The sequence below is a fragment of the Pseudomonas sp. LBUM1648 genome (assembly GCF_059716145.1).
The window spans coordinates 145049-166773 of the sequence record NZ_CP166808.1 but is presented as its reverse complement, the minus strand read 5'-3'; the positions used below and the strand labels follow the sequence as shown (position 1 = coordinate 166773).

The following is a 21725-nucleotide window of genomic DNA, read 5'->3' as shown; positions in this document are numbered from 1 at the left end:
ATCAGAAACTCACGCTGGATTGCGTGTTGGTTCAGGTCGTGCGGCGCGCCGATTGGTCGGCAGGTACGCAGGGGAGTGACTTTATAGCTATAAGAATTGGAAATTAAATACCGTTAGCGAATAACGATATGGCGAATGGTGAGGAATGGACGGGATGGTGAGTGACGATTTGTGTCACTTATTGGCGAAATGTGGTGATTTCAATGACGCCATCGCTGGCAAGCCAGCTCCCACAGGGTTCTCGGTTGGAACACGATTATGTGTTCAACATCGGGACCTGTGGGAGCTGGCTTGCCAGCGATGAGGCCAGTTAGGCCAATGAAGATCTACCGCTCGTGCAACGCCTCGGCCCGCGCCCGAATGATCGGCTTGAGCAGATAACTCAACACCGACTTCTTGCCGGTGATGATATCCACCGACGCCACCATCCCTGGAATGATCAGCAACGGCTTCTCATCGGTGCCCAAGTGGCTGCGTTCGGTGCGCACTTTGATGATGTAGTAGGTGGTTTTCTTGTCTTCGTCGGTGATGGTGTCGGCGCCGATCTGCTCCAACTGGGCTTTCAGCCCGCCGTAGATGGTGTAGTCATACGCGGTGAATTTCACGATCGCTTCCTGCCCCGGATGCAGGAACGCGATGTCCTGCGGGCGGATCTTGGCTTCGACCAGCAAGGTGTCGTCCAGCGGCACGATTTCTACCATGTCGCTGCCCGGCTGGATCACGCCGCCGATGGTATTGACCAGCAACTTGTTGACGATGCCGCGTACCGGCGAGGTGACCAGCGTACGGCTGACCCGGTCTTCCAGCGCTTTGCCGGTGGCCTGGGCCTTGTTCAGGTCGGTGCGGGCTTCGTTGAGCTGGGTCAGCGCTTCGCTGCGGAATTTGCCGCGAGTCTCGTCGATCTTGCGCTGTACTTCCTTGATCGCCGATTCAGCGCGGGGAATAGCCAGAGTCGTGGCGTCGAGCTGACCACGGGTTTCCACTTCGGCACGCTTGAGACGCAGCACTTCTACTGGGGATACCGCGCCCTGCGCCACCAGTGGCTCGGACATGTTGATTTCCTGCCGTTGCAGGCCAAGTTGCTGGCGATATTGCGCCTGCTTGGAGCTGAATTCGCGCAGCTCTTGCTGGCGCTGGATCAACTGCTCCTGCAACCCGCCGATCTCGTCGTGCAATTGCTGGCGGCGGCTGATGTACAGGGATTCTTCGCTCTTGGCCTGACCCGGCACCGCTTTGACTACGTCTTCCGGGAAATTCAACGGACGGTCATCGACTTCGGCGCTAAGGCGCTCCACGCGCAGCAACATCGACTGCCGATCCGCTTCGGTTTCGCCGACGTTGGAGGCAAATCGTGTGTCGTCCAGACGAATCAGCGGCGCGCCGGCCTCGACGATCTGGCCTTCCTTGACGAACAGTTCGGCGACGATCCCGCCCTCAAGGTTCTGGATTTTCTGGATCTTGGACGAAGGAATGGCCTTGCCGTCGCCCTTGGTCACTTCGTCGATCACGGCGAAATTGGCCCAGAGCATCAGAAAGACGAAGAAGCCGATGATCGCCCAGATGGTCAGGCGAACGACGCGCGGGGCGTCTTCGATCAGCGCCTTGTTGACCTCCGGCAGCGGCTGGCCCTGCAACGAAGCGGAGCCTTTGAAGTAACGACGGATCGAATCCTTGACACCCGACTTAAGCAACACTGATCTGCCCCTTCTTCAACGCTTCCATCACGGCGGCTTTCGGGCCATCGGCGAGAATCTGTCCACGGTCGATCACCAGCAGGCGATCCACCAGCGACAGCAGTGATGCCCGGTGTGTCACCAGCACCACGGTCTTGTTTTCAATCACCGCCGCGAGACGTTGCTTGAGGCGTTCTTCACCGGTGTTGTCCATGGCGCTGGTCGGCTCATCCATCAACAGAATCGGCGGATTGAGCAACAATGCCCGGGCCAGGGCGACGTTCTGGCGTTGGCCGCCCGACAGGTTCTGCCCGCGCTCGCCGACTTGCAGTTCATACCCTTGCGGATGCAGACGGGCGAATTCGTGAACGCCGGCCAGTTCAGCGGCTTGCAGTACCAGCTCGTCTTCTACATAGCGCGCGCCGGAGACAAGGTTGTCGCGCAGGGTGCCGGCGAGCAACTGGATGTCCTGCGGCACGTAGCCGATGTTGTAGCGCAGTTCGCTGACGTCGATCTGGCGAATATCCACGCCGTCGACCAGCAACGCGCCGTCGTCCGGCTGATACAAGCCCACCAACAGTTTCGCCAGCGAACTCTTGCCCGAACCGCTGCGGCCGATGATGCCGATCTTCTCGCCGGGACGAATCACCAGATTGATGTTCTTCAACGCCGGGTTCTGTTGTTCCGGGTAGGTGAAGTTGAGTTGACGGCATTCGATGGCGCCTTGCAGAACCTTGCGGCTCAGTGGGCGCTCTTCGAAGTTGCGTTCTTGCGGCAGCTCCATCATCTGGTCGACCGAGGTCATGGTCACCCGAGCTTGTTGATATCGGGTCAGCAGACCGGATAGCGAGGCCAGCGGGCTCAGTGCGCGGCCGCTGAGCATGTAGCAGGCAATCAGGCCGCCCATGCTCAGATGACCGTCGATGATCTGATAGACGCCGAAGACAATCATGATCACCCCGGCCAGTTGCTGGATCAGCAGGGTGATGTTCATCGCCAGACCGGACAGCATTTTCACCCGCAGCTCCAAGCGGCTGAGGGTGCCGATGGTTTGTTCCCACTGGTATTGGCGTTCGCTTTCGGCGTTGTTGACCTTCACCGCGTCGAGGCCGGCGAGGGTTTCGATCAGGCTCGATTGACGCTCGGCGCCGAGGGCCATGGTTCGTTCCATGGTCGCCACCAACGGCTTCTGCAACGCATAACCGATCAGCAGAGCGATCGGGAACGCCAGCACCGGAATCCACACCAGATGCCCGCCAAGAATGGCGATGACGATGAAGATCAGGATGGTGAACGGCAAATCGATCAGGCTGGTCAGGGTCAGCGAAGCGAGGAAGTCACGCAGGCTCTGAAACTCGTGGATGTTCTGGGCGAAGCTGCCGACCCGCGCCGGGCGGTATTTCATGGCCATGCCGACGATGCGTTCGAACAGCGTCGCAGAGATGATCAGGTCGGTTTTCTTGCCGGCCAGATCCAGGCACAGGCTGCGCAGGCTTTTGAGGATCAGGTCGAAGATGTAGGCGCCGGTGATGCCCAGCGCCAGCACCCAGAGGGTCGCTTCGGCCTGGTTTGGCACTACGCGGTCGTAGACGTTCATCACGAACAGCGGCGCGGCCATGGCAATGATGTTGATCAGGAAACTGGCGGCGATGGCGTCGGCGTAAAGCCAGCGCGAACGCTTGAGGGTGTCGCGGAACCACGAGCGGGCGCGTGGAATCAGCGTGCCGTGGTTGACGTCGAATTTGTGTTGCGGCTGGGCGAAGAAGACTTTGCCGGTGTAGTCATCGGCAAGCAGTTCGCGGCTGACCACCGATTCGCCGCCATCGCTTTCGCTGAGCAGCACCCGGGCCTGGTTTTCATCCTGCCAGCCAAGCAGTACGGCACTGCGGCCGTCCTTGAGCAGCAACAACGCCGGCATGGCGATCGCCGGAATCTCTTCCAGCTTGCGTTGCAGCACCCGACCTTGCAGGCCGGCGCGAGCCGCCGCGCGGGGCAGCAACTCGACACTCAGACGTTGTTTGGGCAGCGGCAGGCCGGTGGTCAGCATCGCGGCGCTGGCGGGTTTCTGGTGCAGCATGCAAAGGGCTAGCAGACCGTCCAGTAACGGATCGTCGTGCAACGCGCGTGGATCATGACTGAGATGAACTCGACTGACTTCTGATTCCACGCTCGACACTCTTTGGCAATTGAAAAGGGATAACTCAATTCATCCCAGGCAACTGGACCTTGGGCTTCACGTCGTTCTGCACAACGGATGCCAACGGTGCGACCACTCCCTGGCTTCTGAGCAACTCGCCCATGGTCGCCTTGATTCGGTATTGAGTAAATAACTGAATGTTTTTGATTTCAGCCAGACGCCGCGAAGCGGTGAACAACTCGTTTTCGCTGTCGAGCAAGTCGAGCAAGGTACGTTCGCCGAGGCTGAACTGACGCTGGTAGGCGGTACGCACCGAGGTGCTGTGATCGACGTATTGCTGAGCGATTGGCACCTGGGCGTTAGCGTTGTTCAGGGCGTTCCAGGCCAGGCCCAGCTCTTCATTCAACTGACGCAGGGCGTTGTTGCGGATGTCCAGCGCCTGGTTTGACAGGTACGACTTGGATTCCAGATCAGCTTTGTTGCTACCGCCCGAATACAGGTTGAAGCGCATGCGCAACATGGCCTGCCATTCGTTGCTGTGGCCGTTCTGGCCGTCGAGATCGTTGTCGGCGGTGCGGCCCAGTTCGGCGTCGAAGCGTGGGTAGAACGTCGACTTGGCGGTTTGGTATTGCTTCTCTGCAGCAGCGATGTCGGACTCGGCCGAGCGCAGGATCGGGCTGTTTTCCAGCATTTGCGCGCGCGCTTCGTTGAGGTTGGCCGGCATCATCGCCATGAACGGCGCCGGACGCTCCAATTGATCAGGCATCTGGCCGACGGCGCTGAGGAAGTTGGTCTCGGAGTCGGCGAGGTTGGTCTGCTCGGTGATCAGGTTGTTGCGGGCCTGAGCCATCCGCGCTTCGGCCTGATCGAGGTCGGCGCCACTGCCCACGCCACGCTGGGTACGCAGCTGAATCTGGTCATAAATGCGCTGGTGGCTCTTGAGGTTTTCTTCAGCCAGTCGCACGAATTCGCGGCGGGTCAGCACATCCAGATAAACCTGGGCCACGGTTAACGCCGTGCGCTCCGAGGTGCCCAGCAGCGAGTAAGCGCGGGAGTTAACGTTGGCTTGTTGACGCCCGACTTCACTGGAGGTCGCAAAACCGTCAAAGACCATTTGCGAAAGACGTAAACTTGACTCGCTGCGGTTCAGGGTTTCCCAATGATTGCCGCCACCGTTGGCGCGGGTGGTTACGCTGTCGGTGCCTTCACGGCCATAACCGCCCAGCAGATCGACCTTGGGCAGGTATCCCCCCTTTGCTGCCTTTAATTGATAATCCGCAGCTAAACGACTGTTGACCCCTGCCTGGATTTCCGGATGGACATCCAATGCCTGTTGCATGGCTTCTGGTAAGGATTGTGCTTGTGCGAAAGACGCGGCGAGAGCGAAGGGTAGAGCCTTGAACAAATGCGAACGCATGGTAACGATTTCCCAGAACTACTTGTCTTGAATCACAGCTAAACGTGCTGCTGCGTCGGATGATTGGCAACCGGATTGACCGTATGTCGGAAAGTTCGAAACAGGAACTGGATCACACGCAAAAGGACAGGTCGCCGCGGAAATATCAATGTGACATTAGTGGGGCGATTGTTTAGGATGGCACCCATAAGGTCAATAGTTTGGCATAAAGTTAATCGCGAAATAATATAGCCAAATTATTGACGAACGTATGCGTCAAAACTTGTTTAGCAAATTTTTAAAGTACGTCCAGACTGAATCGGCATCCATGCCATCAGGTCCATGGAAGTCAACTGAACGTGACACCCCGGAGAGTCTTCAATGAGCAGTGTTGTTGCCATCGTCAAAAGCATTGTCGGTCAGGTATTCGTGGTGTCCCCAGAGGGCGTACGTCGCGTACTCGTTGAAGGCGACCGACTGTTTGTCGGCGATCAGATCGACACCGGTCTGTCGGGCGCCGTGTCGCTGGAACTGGCTGATGGCCGCACCCTGGATCTGGGCCGTGAAACCCAGTGGAGCGCCAACGCGCCCGACTCCAGCACTGACCTGGCCGAAGCCACCGCGCAGGCGGCGCCGTCGGTAGAAGAACTGCAGCAAGCCATCGCTGCGGGCGTCGACCCGACTACCGCACTTGAAGCCACCGCTGCCGGCGCAACCGCCGCAGGTACGGGCGGCGCGGCGGGTGGCGGTCACAGCTTTGTGATGCTCGATGCCACGGCGGGCCGCGTTGATCCGACCATTGGCTTCCCTACGGCGGGCATCAACGCTGCGGGCCAAATTGCGCAAGACATCACTGGCGGCCAGACCACCGACACCACCAACGCCCTGCGTGAGTCGACCCTGAGCCTCAGCGCCACGCCGACCATTACCGAAGCCGGCGGCGTGCTGGTCTACACCGCGACCCTGACCCAAGCGCCGCTGACCGACCTGACCATCACCCTGTCCAACGGCGCGGTGATCCTGATCCCGGCCGGTTCCACCACCGGCACCGTCAACGTGCCATTGGCGCCGAACGACACCGTTTATAACGACCCGACCCAGATCGACGTGACCGTCACCGGCACCACTGGCGGCAACGGCATCACTGTGACCCCGCCAACCACCCCGGCCACGACTCAGGTCACCGACACCCTCGACACCACCACCGTCACCCTGACGGCCGGCCCGAGCGTTACCGAAGGCGGGCAGATCACCTACACAGCAACCCTGACCAACCCGGCGCAAACCCCGGTGACCGTCACCCTGTCGAACGGCTCGACCATTACCATCGGCGCCGGCCAGACCACCGGCACCGTCAACGTGCCGACCCCGGCCAACGACGTCTATAACAACGGCAGCACCGTCACCACCACCATCACTGGTGCCACGGGCGGTAACTTCGAGAACCTGGTGCCGAACCCGACACCGGCGGTGACCACCATCACCGACTCGATCGATAACACCGGCCTGACCCTGACCGCCACCGGCAGCGTCGTCGAAGGCGGCCAGATCACCTACACCGCGACCCTGACCAACCCGGCGCAAACCCCGGTCACCGTCACCCTGTCGAACGGTTCGACCATCACCATTGGCGCGGGCCAGACTACCGGCACCGTCAACGTGCCGACCGCGCCAAACGACGTCTACAACAATGGCGGCACCGTCAGCACGACGATTACCGGCGCCACAGGTGGCAACTTCGAAAACCTGGTGCCGAACACCACGCCAGCGACCACCACCGTTACCGATTCGATCGACACCACCAGCGTCAGCCTCACCGCGACCGGCACCGTCGTCGAAGGTGGCCAGATCACCTACACCGCAACCCTGACCAACGCTGCGCAAACGCCGGTCACCATTACCCTGTCGAACGGCTCGACCATCACCATTGAAGCTGGCAAAACCAGCGGCAGCGTCAACGTGCCGACTGCGGCCAACGACGTCTACAACAATGGCAGCACCGTCAGCACCACCATCACCGGCGCTACCGGTGGCAACTTTGAAAATCTGGTGCCGAACCCGACGCCAGCGACCACCACCATTACCGACTCGGTCGACACCACTAATCTGTCGCTGAGCGCGACCGGTTCTGTGGCTGAAGGCGGTTCGATCGTTTACACCGCGACCCTGACCAACGCCGCGCAAACCCCGGTGACCGTGACCCTGAGCAATGGCTCGGTGATCACCATTGAAGCGGGCAAGACCACCGGCACCGTGACCGTTCCGGCGCCAGCCGATGACGTCTATAAAGACGCCGGCAAAGTTGAAGTGACGATCAAGGACGCCACCGGCGGCAACTTCGAGAACCTCGTTCCGAGCACCACCCCGGCCGTAACCGAAGTGACCGACACCATCGACACTTCGACCGTCAAACTGAGCGCCGATACGTCGGTGGCTGAAGGCGGCACCGTCACTTACACCGCCACCGTTGGCGCGCCAGTGACCGGTTCGCCGGTCGTGGTGACGCTGGCCAATGGTCAAAGCATCACCATCGAAGTCGGTAAAACCACCGGCACCGTGACCTTCACCGCGCCAAACGATGCGTTGACCGGTAATGCACCGCTGAGCAACTCGATCACTGGCGTGTCTGGCGGCAACTACGAAGATCTCGTGGCCGACAAGACCCCGGTTTCGACCACCGTCACCGATACCGTCGACACCACCAATCTGTCCCTGAGCGCGACTGGTTCCGTGGCTGAAGGCGGTTCGATCGTTTACACCGCGACGTTGACCAACGCTGCCGGTTCGCCGGTTACCGTGACGCTGAGCAACGGCTCGGTGATCACCATCGTAGCGGGCAAAACCACGGGCACCGTGACCGTTCCGGCGCCGGCCGATGACGTCTATAAAGACGCCGGCAAAGTAGAAGTGACCATCGACAAGGCCACCGGCGGCAACTTCGAGAACCTGGTGCCGAGCACCACGCCTGCCGTGACCGAAGTGACCGATACCATCGACACTTCGACCGTCAAACTGACTGCAGACACCTCGGTTGCTGAAGGCGGCACAGTCACCTACACCGCCACCGTTGGCGCGCCGGTTACCGGTTCGCCGGTTGTGGTGACCTTGGCCAACGGCCAGAACATCATCATCGAAGTGGGTAAAACCACCGGCACCGTGACCTTCACTGCGCCGAATGATGCGCTGGTTGGCCAGGCTCCAGTGACCAATGCAATCACCAACGTGACGGGCGGCAATTACGAGAATCTCGTTGCCGACAAGACGCCAGTCAGCACCACGGTGACTGACACCACCGACACCACCAATCTGTCGCTGAGCGCTACCGGCTCAGTGGTGGAAGGTGGCCAGATTACTTACACCGCGACCTTGACCAACGCCGCTGGTTCGCCAGTCACCGTGACCCTGAGCAACGGCTCAGTCATCACCATCGAGGCGGGCAAAACCACCGGCACCGTGACCGTTCCGGCACCTGCCGATGACGTCTATAAAGACGCCGGCAAAGTCGAAGTCACCATCAAGGACGCCACCGGCGGCAACTTCGAGAATCTGGTGCCAAGCACCGTTCCAGCCGTTACCGAAGTCACCGACACCGTTGACACCACCAGCGTAAAACTGACCGCCACCGAGTCGGTCGCTGAAGGTGGCACCGTCACCTATACTGCCACTGTGGGCGCGCCAGTGACCGGTTCGCCAGTGACTGTCACCCTGGCCAACGGTCAGAACATCACCATCGAAGTCGGCAAAACCACAGGCACCGTCACCACCACCGCACCGAACGATGCGCTGACTGGCCAAGCCCCACTGACCAACTCGATCACCAACGTCAGCGGCGGTAACTACGAAAACCTCGTGGCCGACAAGACGCCGGTTTCGACCACCGTCACCGACACCGTCGACACCACCAATCTGTCCCTCAGCGCGACCGGCTCCGTGGACGAGGGTGGCTCGATCGTCTACACCGCGACGCTGACCAACGCCGCTGGCTCGCCGGTGACCGTGACCTTGAGCAACGGCTCGGTCATCACCATCGAAGCGGGCAAAACCACTGGCACCGTGACCGTTCCGGCGCCTGCCGATGACGTCTACAAAGACGCCGGCAAAGTCGAAGTGACCATCAAGGACGCCACGGGCGGCAACTTCGAGAATCTGGTGCCAAGCACCGTTCCGGCCGTCACCGACGTCACAGACACCATCGACACCTCGACGGTAAAACTGAGCGCTACCGAAACTGCCGCTGAAGGTGGCACCGTCACCTACACCGCGACTGTTGGCGCGCCGGTGACCGGTTCACCCGTCGTGGTGACCCTGGCCAACGGTCAGAACATCACCATCGAAGTCGGCAAGACCTCCGGCACCGTCACCACCACTGCACCGAACGACGTATTGGCCGGTCATGCACCGCTGACCAACTCGATCACCAACGTCAGCGGCGGCAACTACGAAAACCTCGTGGCCGACAAAACCCCGGTCAGCACCACCGTCACCGACACCGTCGACACCACCACCGTTTCGCTGACCGCCACCGGCAACGTCAACGAAGGCGGGCAGATCGTCTACACCGCTACGCTGACCAACCCGGCCGGCACCCCGGTGACCGTGACCCTGAGCAACGGCTCGACCATCACCATCGAAGCTGGCAAGACTACCGGCACCGTAACCGTTCCGGCGCCAGCCGATGACGTCTACAAAGATGCCGGCAAAGTCGAAGTGACGATCAAAGAGACCACGGGCGGCAATTTCGAAAACCTGGTGGCCAATCCGACGCCAGCGGTGACCAACGTCGCCGACACCGTCAACACCACGCACCTCACCCTCAGCGCTGAAAGCTATGTGCTCGAAGGCACGTCGATTACCTACACCGCGACCCTGACCAACGCCGCGCAAACCCCGGTGACCGTCAACCTGAGCAATGGCCAGACCATCACCATCGAGGCTGGTAAAACCAGCGGTTCGGTGACCATCGCGGCGCCGAGCGATGACGTCTACAAAGACGTCAGCAAGCTCACCGTGACCATGACCGATGCCACTGGCGGCAACTTCGAGAAGCTCGACGTCAGCAAGACCCCGGTCAGCACCACCGTCAATGACACCGTCGACAAGACCACATTGACCCTGAGCGCCAGCGACACCGTCAGCGAAGGTGGCCAGATTACCTACACCGCGACCCTGAGCAATCCGGCCGGCACCGCCATGACCGTGACCCTGGCCAACGGCGCGGTGATCAACATCGCTGCCGGCGCCACTAGCGGCTCGGTGAACTTCGCAGCGCCGGCGAACACCCCGTACATCGACGGCGGCAAGGTGCAGACCGCGATTGCCAGCCACAGCGGCGGCAACTTCGAGCAGGTCGATGCCAACCGCTCGGCGGTGGTTACCACCGTCACCGACACGGTCGACACCACCAATATCAGCCTGAGCGCCACCGGTTCGGTCGCCGAGGGCGGTTCGATTATCTACACCGCGACCCTGACCAATGCCGCCGGCACGGCCATGACCGTGACCCTGAGCAACGGCGCGGTGATCAACATCGCCAAAGGCGCGACTACCGGCACCGCCACCGTCGCGGCCCCGGCCGATGACGTGTACAAGGACGCCGGCAAAGTCGACGCCAGCATCACCAAGACTACCGGTGGCAACTTCGAAAACCTGGTCGTCGACAAGACACCAGCGGTGACCAACGTCACCGACACCATCGACAACAGCACCGTCTCGCTGACCGCCACCGCCGGAACCGTTGAAGGTGGCGTGGTGGTTTACACCGCGTCCGTGACTGCTCCGGTGACCGGTTCGCCGGTTGTCGTGACCCTGTCCAACGGCCAGACCATCACTATCCCGGTCGGCGCCAGCAGCGGCAGCGTCAACTTCACTGCGCCGAACGATGCATTGGCCGGCGGCAACACGCTGAGCGTGAAGATCGACAACGCCAGCGGCGGCAATTACGAGAATCTGGTTGCCGACAAGACCCCGGCCGTGACCTCGGTGACCGACACCGTCGACACCACTAACCTGTCGCTGAGTGCGACCGGCTCCGTGGCCGAGGGCGGTTCGATTGTTTACACCGCGACACTGACCAACCCGGCCGGCACGCCGGTAACCGTGACGCTTTCGAACGGCTCGGTGATCACCATCGAGGCGGGTAAAACCACTGGCACCGTGACTGTTCCTGCGCCTGCCGATGACGTCTATAAAGACGCCGGCAAAGTCGAAGTCACCATCAAAGAAGCTACTGGCGGCAATTTCGAGAATCTGGTTCCAAGCACCACGCCAGCCGTGACCAACGTCACTGACACCATCGACACCTCGACCGTCAAACTGACCGCTACCGAGTCTGCGGCGGAAGGTGGCACCGTCACTTACACCGCGACTGTCGGCGCGCCAGTCACCGGTTCGCCGGTTGTCGTGACCCTGGCCAACGGTCAGAACATCACCATCGAAGTCGGCAAAACCACGGGCACCGTGACCTTCACGGCGCCGAACGATGCATTGACCGGCAATGCGCCGCTGACCAACGCGATCACCGGCGTGAGTGGCGGCAACTACGAAAACCTCGTGGCCGACAAAACCCCGGTCAGCACCACCGTGACCGACACCACCGACACCACTAACCTGTCGCTCAGCGCTACCGGTTCGGTGAATGAAGGCGGCCAGATCACCTACACCGCGACCCTCACCAACGCTGCCGGCACGCCAGTGACCGTGACGCTGAGCAACGGCGCCGTGATCACCATCGAGGCCGGTAAAACTACCGGCACCGTGACTGTTGCTGCGCCAGCCGATGACGTCTACAAAGATGCCGGTAAAGTCGAAGCGACTATTTCCACTGCTACCGGCGGCAACTTCGAGAATCTGGTGCCGAGCACTGTGCCGGCGGTGACCACCGTCAACGACACCATCGACACCTCCACCGTATCGCTGACCGCCACCACGAACGTCGCCGAAGGCGAAACCGTGGTCTACACCGCGACCGTGACCGCGCCAGTGACCGGCTCGCCAGTCGTGGTGACGCTGTCCAACGGCCAGACCATCACCATCGCGGTCGGCGAAACCAGTGGCACCGTGAACTTCGTCGCGCCGAACAGCCCACTGGCGGGCGGCAGCTCCCTGAGCGTGACCATCGACGGCGCCACTGGCGGCAACTACGAAAAACTGGCGGTCGACGGCAAGTCCGCCGACACCACCGTGTCGGACACCACCGACACCACCAACCTGAACCTGACCGCGACCGACTCGGTGGCTGAAGGCGGTTCGATCGTTTACACCGCAACGCTGACCAACCCGGCAGGCACGCCGGTAACCGTGACGCTTTCCAATGGCGCCGTGATCACCATCGAGGCCGGTAAAACCACTGGCACCGTGACAGTTCCTGCGCCAACCGATGACGTCTACAAAGACGCCGGCAAGGTCGAGGCGACCATTTCCACGGCAACCGGTGGCAACTTCGAGAATTTGGTGCCGAGCACTGTTCCAGCCGTCACCAACGTCACCGACACCATCGACACCACCACCGTCAAACTGACTGCGACCGAGTCGGCGGCTGAGGGTGGCGCTGTCACCTACACCGCGACTGTTGGCGCGCCGGTAACGGGCTCTCCGGTTGTCGTTACCCTGGCCAATGGTCAGAACATCACCATCGAAGTGGGTAAAACCACAGGCACCGTGACCTTCACCGCGCCGAACGACGCGCTGACTGGCCAAGCGCCGATCACCAACTCGATTACCGGCGTGACTGGCGGCAACTACGAAAACCTCGTTGCCGACAAAACACCGGTTTCGACCACTGTCACCGACACCGTCGACACGACTAACCTGTCGCTGAGTGCGACCGGCTCCGTGGCCGAGGGTGGCCAGATCACTTACACCGCGACCCTGACCAACGCCGCTGGTTCGCCAGTGACCGTGACGCTGTCGAACGGCGCCGTGATCACCATCGAAGCGGGTAAAACCACTGGCACAGTGACCGTTCCTGCGCCTGCCGATGACGTCTACAAAGACGCCGGTACCGTACAGGCAACTATCACCAACGCCACGGGCGGCAACTTCGAGAACCTGGTGCCGAGCACTGTTCCAGCCGTCACCAACGTCTCCGACACCATCGATACGTCGACGGTCAAACTGACGGCCGATACGTCAGTGGCTGAAGGCGGTACTGTCACTTACACCGCGACGGTTGGCGCGCCAGTCACCGGTTCGCCGGTTGTTGTGACCTTGGCAAATGGTCAGAACATCACCATCGAAGTGGGTAAAACCACCGGCACCGTGACCACCACTGCACCGAACGATGCACTGACCGGTCAGGCGCCGCTGACCAACTCGATCACCGGTGTAACCGGCGGCAATTACGAGAATCTGGTGGCCGACAAGACCCCGATTTCGACCACGGTCACCGATACCGTCGAAACCACCAACCTGTCGCTCAGCGCAACTGGTACCGTGGCCGAGGGTGGTTCGATTGTTTACACCGCAACCCTGACCAACGCGGCCGGCTCGCCAGTCACCGTGACCCTGTCCAACGGCGCCGTGATCACCATTGAGGCCGGTAAAACCACCGGCACGGTGACTGTTCCTGCGCCAGCCGACGACGTTTACAAAGACGCCGGCAAAGTCGAAGCAACCATTTCGACCGCGACCGGTGGCAACTTCGAAAACCTGGTGCCGAGTACCGTACCGGCAGTGACCAACGTCACCGACACCATCGACACCACCACCGTCAAACTGACAGCGACAGAGTCGACTGCTGAGGGTGGCAACGTCACCTACACCGCGACTGTCGGCGCGCCAGTCACTGGCTCGCCGGTCGTCGTAACCCTGGCCAACGGTCAGACGATCACCATTGGCGTTGGCCAGACCACCGGTACTGCGACCACCACGGCTCCAAACGACGCATTGACGGGCCACGCTCCGCTAACCAACTCGATCACTGACGTAACAGGTGGCAACTTCGAGAACCTGGTGGCCGACAAGACCCCGGTTTCGACCAATGTCACCGACACTGTCGACACCACCAATCTCTCGCTGAGCGCGACCGGTACCGTAGCCGAAGGCGGTTCGATTGTTTACACCGCAACCTTGACCAACGCCGCTGGCTCGCCAGTCACCGTGACCCTGTCCAACGGCGCTGTGATCACCATCGACGCCGGTAAAACCACCGGCACCGTGACCGTTCCGGCACCGGCTGACGACGTCTACAAAGACGCCAGTACCGTACAGGCGACGATCAGCAACGCCACCGGTGGCAACTTCGAAAACCTCGTGCCAAGCACGACGCCAGCCGTGACCAGCGTTACCGATACCATCGACACCACCACCGTGAAACTGACGGCAACGGCTACTGCGGCAGAGGGCGGCAACGTCGTCTACACCGCCACGGTCGGTGCTCCAGTGACTGGCTCGCCAGTTGTGGTAACGCTGGCCAACGGTCAGACCATCACCATTGGTGTCGGCCAGACCACTGGAACCGCGACCACCACCGCACCAAACGATGCGTTGACCGGTCATGCTCCACTGACCAACGCGATCACCAACGTGACTGGCGGCAACTACGAAAACCTCGTGGCCGACAAAACGCCGGTTTCGACCACCGTCACCGACACCGTCGACACCACCAACCTGTCTCTGAGTGCTACAAATTCGGTTGCAGAGGGTGGCCAGATCACCTACACCGCGACTCTGACCAACGCCGCTGGCTCGCCAGTGACCGTGACCCTGAGCAACGGCTCGGTGATCACTATCGAAGCGGGTAAAACCACCGGCACCGTGACCGTTCCAGCGCCAACCGACGACGTCTACAAAGACGCTGGCACCGTTCAGGCCACGATCACCACCTCCACGGGTGGCAACTTCGAAAACCTGGTGCCGAGCACGACGCCGGCGGTGACCAGCGTTACCGATACCATCGACACCACCACCGTGAAACTGACGGCAACGGCTACTGCGGCAGAGGGCGGCAACGTCGTCTACACCGCAACCGTCGGTGCGCCAGTAACAGGTTCGCCTGTCGTCGTGACTCTGGCCAATGGTCAGAACATCACCATCGAAGTGGGCAAAACCACTGGTACCATCACCACGACTGCACCGAACGATGCGTTGACTGGCCACACTCCACTGACCAACTCGATCACCAACGTGACCGGCGGCAATTACGAGAATCTCGTCGCCGACAAGACTCCGGTCAGCACCACCGTGACTGACACCGTCGACACCACCAATCTGTCGCTCAGCGCTACAGGCTCCGTGGCCGAGGGTGGCTCGATTGTTTATACAGCGACGCTGACCAACGCTGCTGGCTCGCCAGTGACCGTCACCCTGTCGAACGGCGCTGTGATTACCATCGACGCCGGTAAAACCACTGGCACCGTGACTGTTCCTGCTCCATCGGATGACGTCTACAAAGACGCCGGTACCGTTCAGGCAACGATCAGCACCGCCACCGGCGGCAACTTCGAAAACCTCGTGCCAAGCACGACGCCGGCCGTGACCAGCGTTACCGATACCATCGACACCACCACCGTGAAACTAACGGCAACGGCTACTGCGGCAGAGGGCGGCAACGTCGTCTACACCGCCACGGTCGGTGCTCCAGTGACTGGCTCGCCAGTTGTGGTAACGCTGGCCAATGGTCAAACCATCACCATCGGTGTAGGCCAGACCACAGGCACCGCGACCACTACCGCACCAAACGATGCGTTGACCGGCCATGCGCCGCTGACCAATTCGATCACCAACGTGACCGGCGGCAACTACGAAAACCTCGTGGCCGACAAAACCCCGGTCAGCACTAACGTGACCGACACCGTCGACACCACCAATCTGTCGCTGAGCGCGACCGGTTCTGTGGCCGAGGGTGGTTCGATTGTTTACACAGCGACGCTGACCAACGCTGCTGGTTCGCCGGTGACAGTAACGCTGTCGAACGGCGCTGTGATTACCATCGACGCCGGTAAAACCACTGGCACCGTGACCGTTCCAGCACCAACTGACGACGTTTACAAAGACGCCAGCACCGTGCAGGCCACGATCAGCACCGCCACCGGCGGCAACTTCGAAAACCTCGTGCCAAGCACGACGCCGGCCGTGACCAGCGTCACCGACACCATCGACACCACGTCAGTGAAACTGAGCGCAACCGCCACTGCGGCAGAAGGCGGTAACGTCGTCTACATCGCGACCGTGGGCGCGCCAGTGACTGGCTCGCCTGTCGTCGTGACCCTGGCCAATGGTCAGCAGATCACTATCGACATCGGCAAGACCACTGGCACCGTGACCACCACCGCACCGAACGATGCGTTGACTGGCCACACTCCACTGACCAACTCGATCACCAATGTCAGCGGCGGCAACTACGAGAATCTTGTTGCCGACAAGACTCCGGTTTCGACTACCGTCACCGACACAGTCGACACCACCAACCTGTCGCTCAGCGCGACCGGCACCGTGGCCGAAGGTGGACAGATCACCTACACCGCGACCCTGACCAACGCTGCTGGCTCGCCAGTGACCGTGACGCTGTCGAACGGCTCGGTGATCACAATCGAAGCGGGCAAAACCACTGGCACCGTGACCGTTCCAGCACCAACTGACGACGTTTACAAAGACGCCGGCACCGTGCAGGCCACGATCAGCACCGCCACCGGTGGCAACTTCGAAAACCTCGTGCCGAGCACGACGCCAGCCGTGACCAGCGTCACCGATACCATCGACACCACCACCGTCAGACTGACCGCAACCGGTACAACGGCCGAGGGTGGCACTGTCACTTACACCGCCACTGTGGGCGCTCCAGTCACCGGCTCGCCAGTCACCGTGACCCTGGCCAACGGTCAGAACATCACTATCGAAGTCGGCAAAACCACTGGCACCGTGACCACCACCGCACCGAACGATGCGCTGACCGGCCACGCGCCGCTGACCAACTCGATCACCAACGTGACTGGCGGTAACTACGAGAATCTCGTCGCCGACAAGACTCCGGTCAGCACCACCGTGACCGATACCGTCGACACCACCAACCTGACGCTGAGCGCCACGGGCACTGTGGCCGAAGGTGGCCAGATCACCTATACCGCGACCCTGACCAACGCTGCTGGTTCGCCAGTGACCGTGACGCTGTCGAACGGCTCGGTGATCACCATCGAAGCGGGCAAAACCACGGGCACCGTGACCGTCCCGGCTCCGGCTGACGACGTCTACAAAGACGCCGGCACCGTGCAGGCGAGCATCACCGGCACCAGCGGCGGCGGCTTTGAAAACCTGGTAACCAGCAACACACCAGCCGTGACCAGCGTCACCGACACCGTCGACACCACCACGGTCAGCATCACCGGCAGCACTTCGGTGACCGAAGGCCAGACCGCCAGCTACACCGTCAGCCTGAACCACCCGGCGCAAACCGAAGTGACCCTGAAAATCGTCTACAGCGGTACCGCTGCCGACGGTTCGGACTTCACTGGCGTGTACACCGTGAAAATCCCGGCAGGCGCCAGCAGCGCGCAGTTCAACGTCGCGACCATCAATGACAAGATCACCGAAGGTACCGAGAACTTCGTGGTCAAGATCGACTCGGCCACCGGTGGCAACTTCGAGAACCTCGCAGTCAGCGGCACCAATGGCAGCGTCAGCACCTCGATCATCGACAACGATGCGCCACCGGTCATCGATCTGGACGCCAACAACTCCAGCGGTGCAACCGGTGCCGACTACAAGGTGACCTTCACCGAAAACACTCCGGGCGCGGGTGTGTCGATTGCCGACACCGATATCAGAATCACCGACCCGGACAGCACCATGCTGACTGGCGCGACTGTGGTGCTGACCAATCGTCAGGACGGCGATGCGCTGAACCTGGGCAACAGCGTCAATGGCATTACCATCAATGCCAACAGCACCAACGGCACGGTGACCCTGACCCTGTCGGGCAACGCGACACTGGCCGACTACATGCAGGCCATCAAGAACATCAGCTTCACCAACAGCAGTGAAGACCCGAGCACTGTGCCGCGGATCATCACCGTGACCGTGACTGACGGTGGTAACTACTCCAACACCGCGACCACCACGGTCAACGTGGTGGCAGTCAACGACGCGCCAGTCGCAGCGCCAGTCAACGTCACCGGCACCGAAGACACCCCGCTGATCCTCGGCTGGTCGACCTTTGGTGTGACCGACGTCGACAGCCCGGCCAGCAGCCTCGGGGTGAAAATCACCCAGCTGCCGGGCGAAGGCAAACTGCAGTACCTGGACGGTTCGACCTGGAAAGACGTCGCCAACAACCAGACCTTCAGCAAGGCTGACATCGACGCCGGCAAACTGCGCTTCATGCCGGATGCCAACGAGTCGGGCGTGAACGGTTACGGCGGCACCGGCCTGGGCAACAACCAGGCTGACTACGCGCAGATCAAGTTCCAGCCAACCGACGGCCAACTGCTGGGCAACACCGGCACCGTGAAGATCGACATCACGCCAGTGGCGGATGCCCCGACCGTGAGCGTGGCCGACAACAGCGTGAAGTCCACCGGGCTGATCAAGGAAGTCTGGACCGGTCTGTCGGGTCTGGGCACCAACGGCAACGGCGCGGATTCGACCACGCTGAAAAACGTCATCGACGGCGCCGGCACACCGAACTCCAGCGGCACCGTGAACAACGTGCAGTCGGACGGCAGCGTGACCGCCGGTACCGCCTCGAAAACGTCGGGCCTGATCTATCTGGAAGCCGGCAAGACCTACACCTTCAGCGGTGTCGGCGATGACAGCTTGCTGGTCACCATCGGCGGCAAGAACGTGGCCTCGATCACGTGGGGCGCGGGCGGTAACCTCAATGGTTCGTTCACTCCGACCACCAGCGGCTACTACACCCTGGACATCTACCACCACAACCAGAGCGGCCCGGGCAGCTACGACGTCAACCTGTCGATCAACGGCGGCGCAGCAGTCGACCTGAGCAGCGCCGGCGTGCCGATCTACACCGGCGTGAAGGATCTGGTGAATGCCGGTGTGACTGTCTCCGATCTGCACGGCACTAACGGCGAAGGCTATTACGACGGCTACAAGCTCAACACTGGCGCCGAAGGCACCACGGTGAAACTGTCGGCAGTCTCCACCGCGCTGACTGACACCGACGGCTCGGAAACCCTGAGCGTGAAGATCAGCGGCGCGCCGGTCGGTTCGGTGCTGAGCGACGGCGCAGGCCACAGCTTCACCGTCACCGCGAGCAATGGCGAAGCCAACGTCACCGGCTGGAACCTCGGCAGCCTGACCGTGACCCCGCCGACCTACTACAACGGCCAGTTCAATCTGACCGTCACCTCGACTTCCACCGAAGCGGTGGGCGGCTCGGCGAGCAGCACAGCGACCATTCCGGTCACCGTGGTGCCGGCGGTCTACAACGCCGTGACCGCGACTTCAGGTGACGACACCGTCACCGGGACTGACGGCAACGACATCGTCGTGGCTGACATCGGCGGTCTGACCGTAGTGCCTGGCACCAACTACAACATCGCGTTCATGGTCGACAGCTCGGGCAGCATGAGCACTTCGTCGCTCAACGCCGCGAAGGACTCGCTGACTTCGGTGTTCAACACCCTCAAGCAAAGCCTGGGCGGCAGCAACTCGGGCACGGTGAACATCTTCCTGGTGGACTTCGATACCCAGGTCAAACAGTCGGTGTCGGTGAACCTCAACGACCCCAACGCCCTGACCAAACTCAAGGCAGTGCTGGACTCGATGACGTCCGGCGGTGGCACAAACTACGAGGACGTGTTCAAGACCACGGCCAACTTCTTCCAGAGCGCTGAAGCGGTGGCCAACACCGGTGCGAAGAACCTCACGTACTTCATTACCGATGGTCAGCCGACCTACTACCAGAGCAGCGAGTCGACCAACCCGTACCTGTACGGCAACAAAACCCTCGACAGCCTGATCACCACCAGCAACTACAAGTTGGGCACAGCCGTCAGTCTGTATCCAGACAGCACGCACCAGATCGATATCAGTGCGACGGGTTCCGTGACGGTCTGGAGCAAGTCGGGCAGCAACTGGTCGTACCAGACCTTCGGCACACTGCACGCTCAGGGCGACGGCACCTACGAGTTCTCCAACCTCTCGGGTACCGGCAGCAGCACCACTACGGCCACCACCGACAACTCGACGAGCAGCTTCGCATTGCTCAGCGGTCTGTCGAACGTTGAAGCCATCGGCCTCAACAGCGGCGTCAGCCTCAACGACCTGAAACCGTACGATTCGGACAAGACGCCGCAGACCAACATCGATCCGAAAGATCTGGCCAATTCGATCATCGGCCACACCGAAGCGACGATGCCGGGCAACGACACCGTCAGCGGTGGCGACGGCAACGACATCCTGTTTGGCGATCTGGTGAGCTTCAACGGCATTGCCGGTGAGGGTTATCAGGCGATGCAGGCGTTCGTGGCCAAGGAAACCGGCGTCGACGTCAGCAAAGTCACCACCAGCAACGTGCACCAGTACGTCACCGAGCACTATCAGGCGTTCGATGTGTCCGGTGCGCATGACGGCAACGACACCCTGCTGGGCGGCGCGGGCAATGACATCCTGTTCGGCTCGGGCGGCAACGACCTGCTCGACGGCGGCAAAGGCAATGACATCCTGCTCGGCGGCACCGGCAACGACACATTGATCGGCGGCCAGGGCAACGACATCCTGATCGGTGGTTCGGGTGGTGACACCTTTGTCTGGAAATCGGGCGACACCGGCACTGATGTGATCAAGGACTTCAAGGCTGCCGAAGGTGACCGTATCGACCTGCGTGATCTGTTGCAGGGCGAAACCGGCAGCACCATCGACAACTTCCTGAAGATCACCACGGTCGATGGCGTGTCGTCGCTGCAAGTCAGCTCGGGCGGCAAGTTCAACTCGGCCGACGCCGCTGCTGCAACACCGGACGTGACGATCAAACTGGAAGGCAACAACTGGTCGAGCGCCAACATTCACAACCTGATTGCCGGCAGCGACCCGACCATCAAGGTCGACCACAACAACAGCTGATCCGTGAACAACGGCCGCCCTTATGGGGCGGCCGTCACGTTTGCGCCCGGCGAAACGGTGACGATTTCATCGCCGCACCGCATACTTGCGCGCAGTTGGCTATGCTGCTGACAGCATGACGCTGGTTCATTTCCGAGGGATGCTCAATGTTTTACGTGCAACGCGATGCGCAAGGCCAGTTGATTCGCGTGGAAGCCGCGGCGTACGCCGAGGCCACGGAAACGCTGCCGGCCGATCACCATGAAATCCAGGCGTGGTACGCCAACGAAGCCGTGGAAAACAGCCTCAAACAGCTCAAGCAGAGCGACTTTGAAATGATTCGGGTACTCGACGACCTGATTCAGGTGCTGACCCAGAAAGGCGTGATCCGCGTCACCGACCTGCCACCAGCGGCGCAGGCCAAATTGATGGATCGGACCCAGGCGCGGGAAGCGTTGGGCGGGTTGAGCCAGCTCATTGATGAAGATGAAGGCGGCTTGATCTGACCCGGGACCTTGGGTGACTG

Annotated in this window: 5 protein-coding genes; 2 read left to right on the top strand and 3 right to left on the bottom strand. The window is 61.2% G+C overall.

Features of this window, described 5'->3' with window-relative positions:
* Positions 1-326: 326 nt before the first annotated feature.
* Genes ACA043_RS00705 through ACA043_RS00695 form a run of 3 tightly spaced genes read right to left on the bottom strand, consistent with a single transcriptional unit; the run spans position 327 to position 5227 of the window.
* Positions 327-1694 carry an HlyD family type I secretion periplasmic adaptor subunit gene (locus ACA043_RS00705; RefSeq protein WP_187680319.1) on the bottom strand — a complete coding sequence of 456 codons (1368 nt, stop codon included), beginning with the start codon at positions 1692-1694 and terminating at the stop codon, positions 327-329.
* On the bottom strand, positions 1684-3840 hold the full coding sequence (locus ACA043_RS00700) for a type I secretion system permease/ATPase (RefSeq protein ID WP_187680320.1): 2157 nt from the start codon (positions 3838-3840) through the stop codon (positions 1684-1686). Before ACA043_RS00700 ends, ACA043_RS00705 begins: the two co-directional genes overlap by 11 nt.
* 34 nt (positions 3841-3874) lie before the next feature.
* The gene (locus tag ACA043_RS00695) at positions 3875-5227 is read right to left on the bottom strand and encodes a TolC family outer membrane protein (RefSeq protein WP_187680321.1); all 1353 of its coding nucleotides are present in this window, start codon (positions 5225-5227) and stop codon (positions 3875-3877) included.
* Between the two features lie 360 nt (positions 5228-5587).
* On the opposite strand from ACA043_RS00695, the gene ACA043_RS00690 reads away from it, so the two are divergent.
* The gene (locus ACA043_RS00690; RefSeq protein ID WP_497658425.1) at positions 5588-21220 is read left to right on the top strand and encodes a LapA family giant adhesin; all 15633 of its coding nucleotides are present in this window, start codon (positions 5588-5590) and stop codon (positions 21218-21220) included.
* 146 nt (positions 21221-21366) lie between these two features.
* Complete coding sequence (locus ACA043_RS00685; protein ID WP_038369138.1) at positions 21367-21705, top strand: hypothetical protein; 339 nt, start codon at positions 21367-21369, stop codon at positions 21703-21705.
* The last annotated feature ends 20 nt before the right edge of the window (positions 21706-21725 follow it).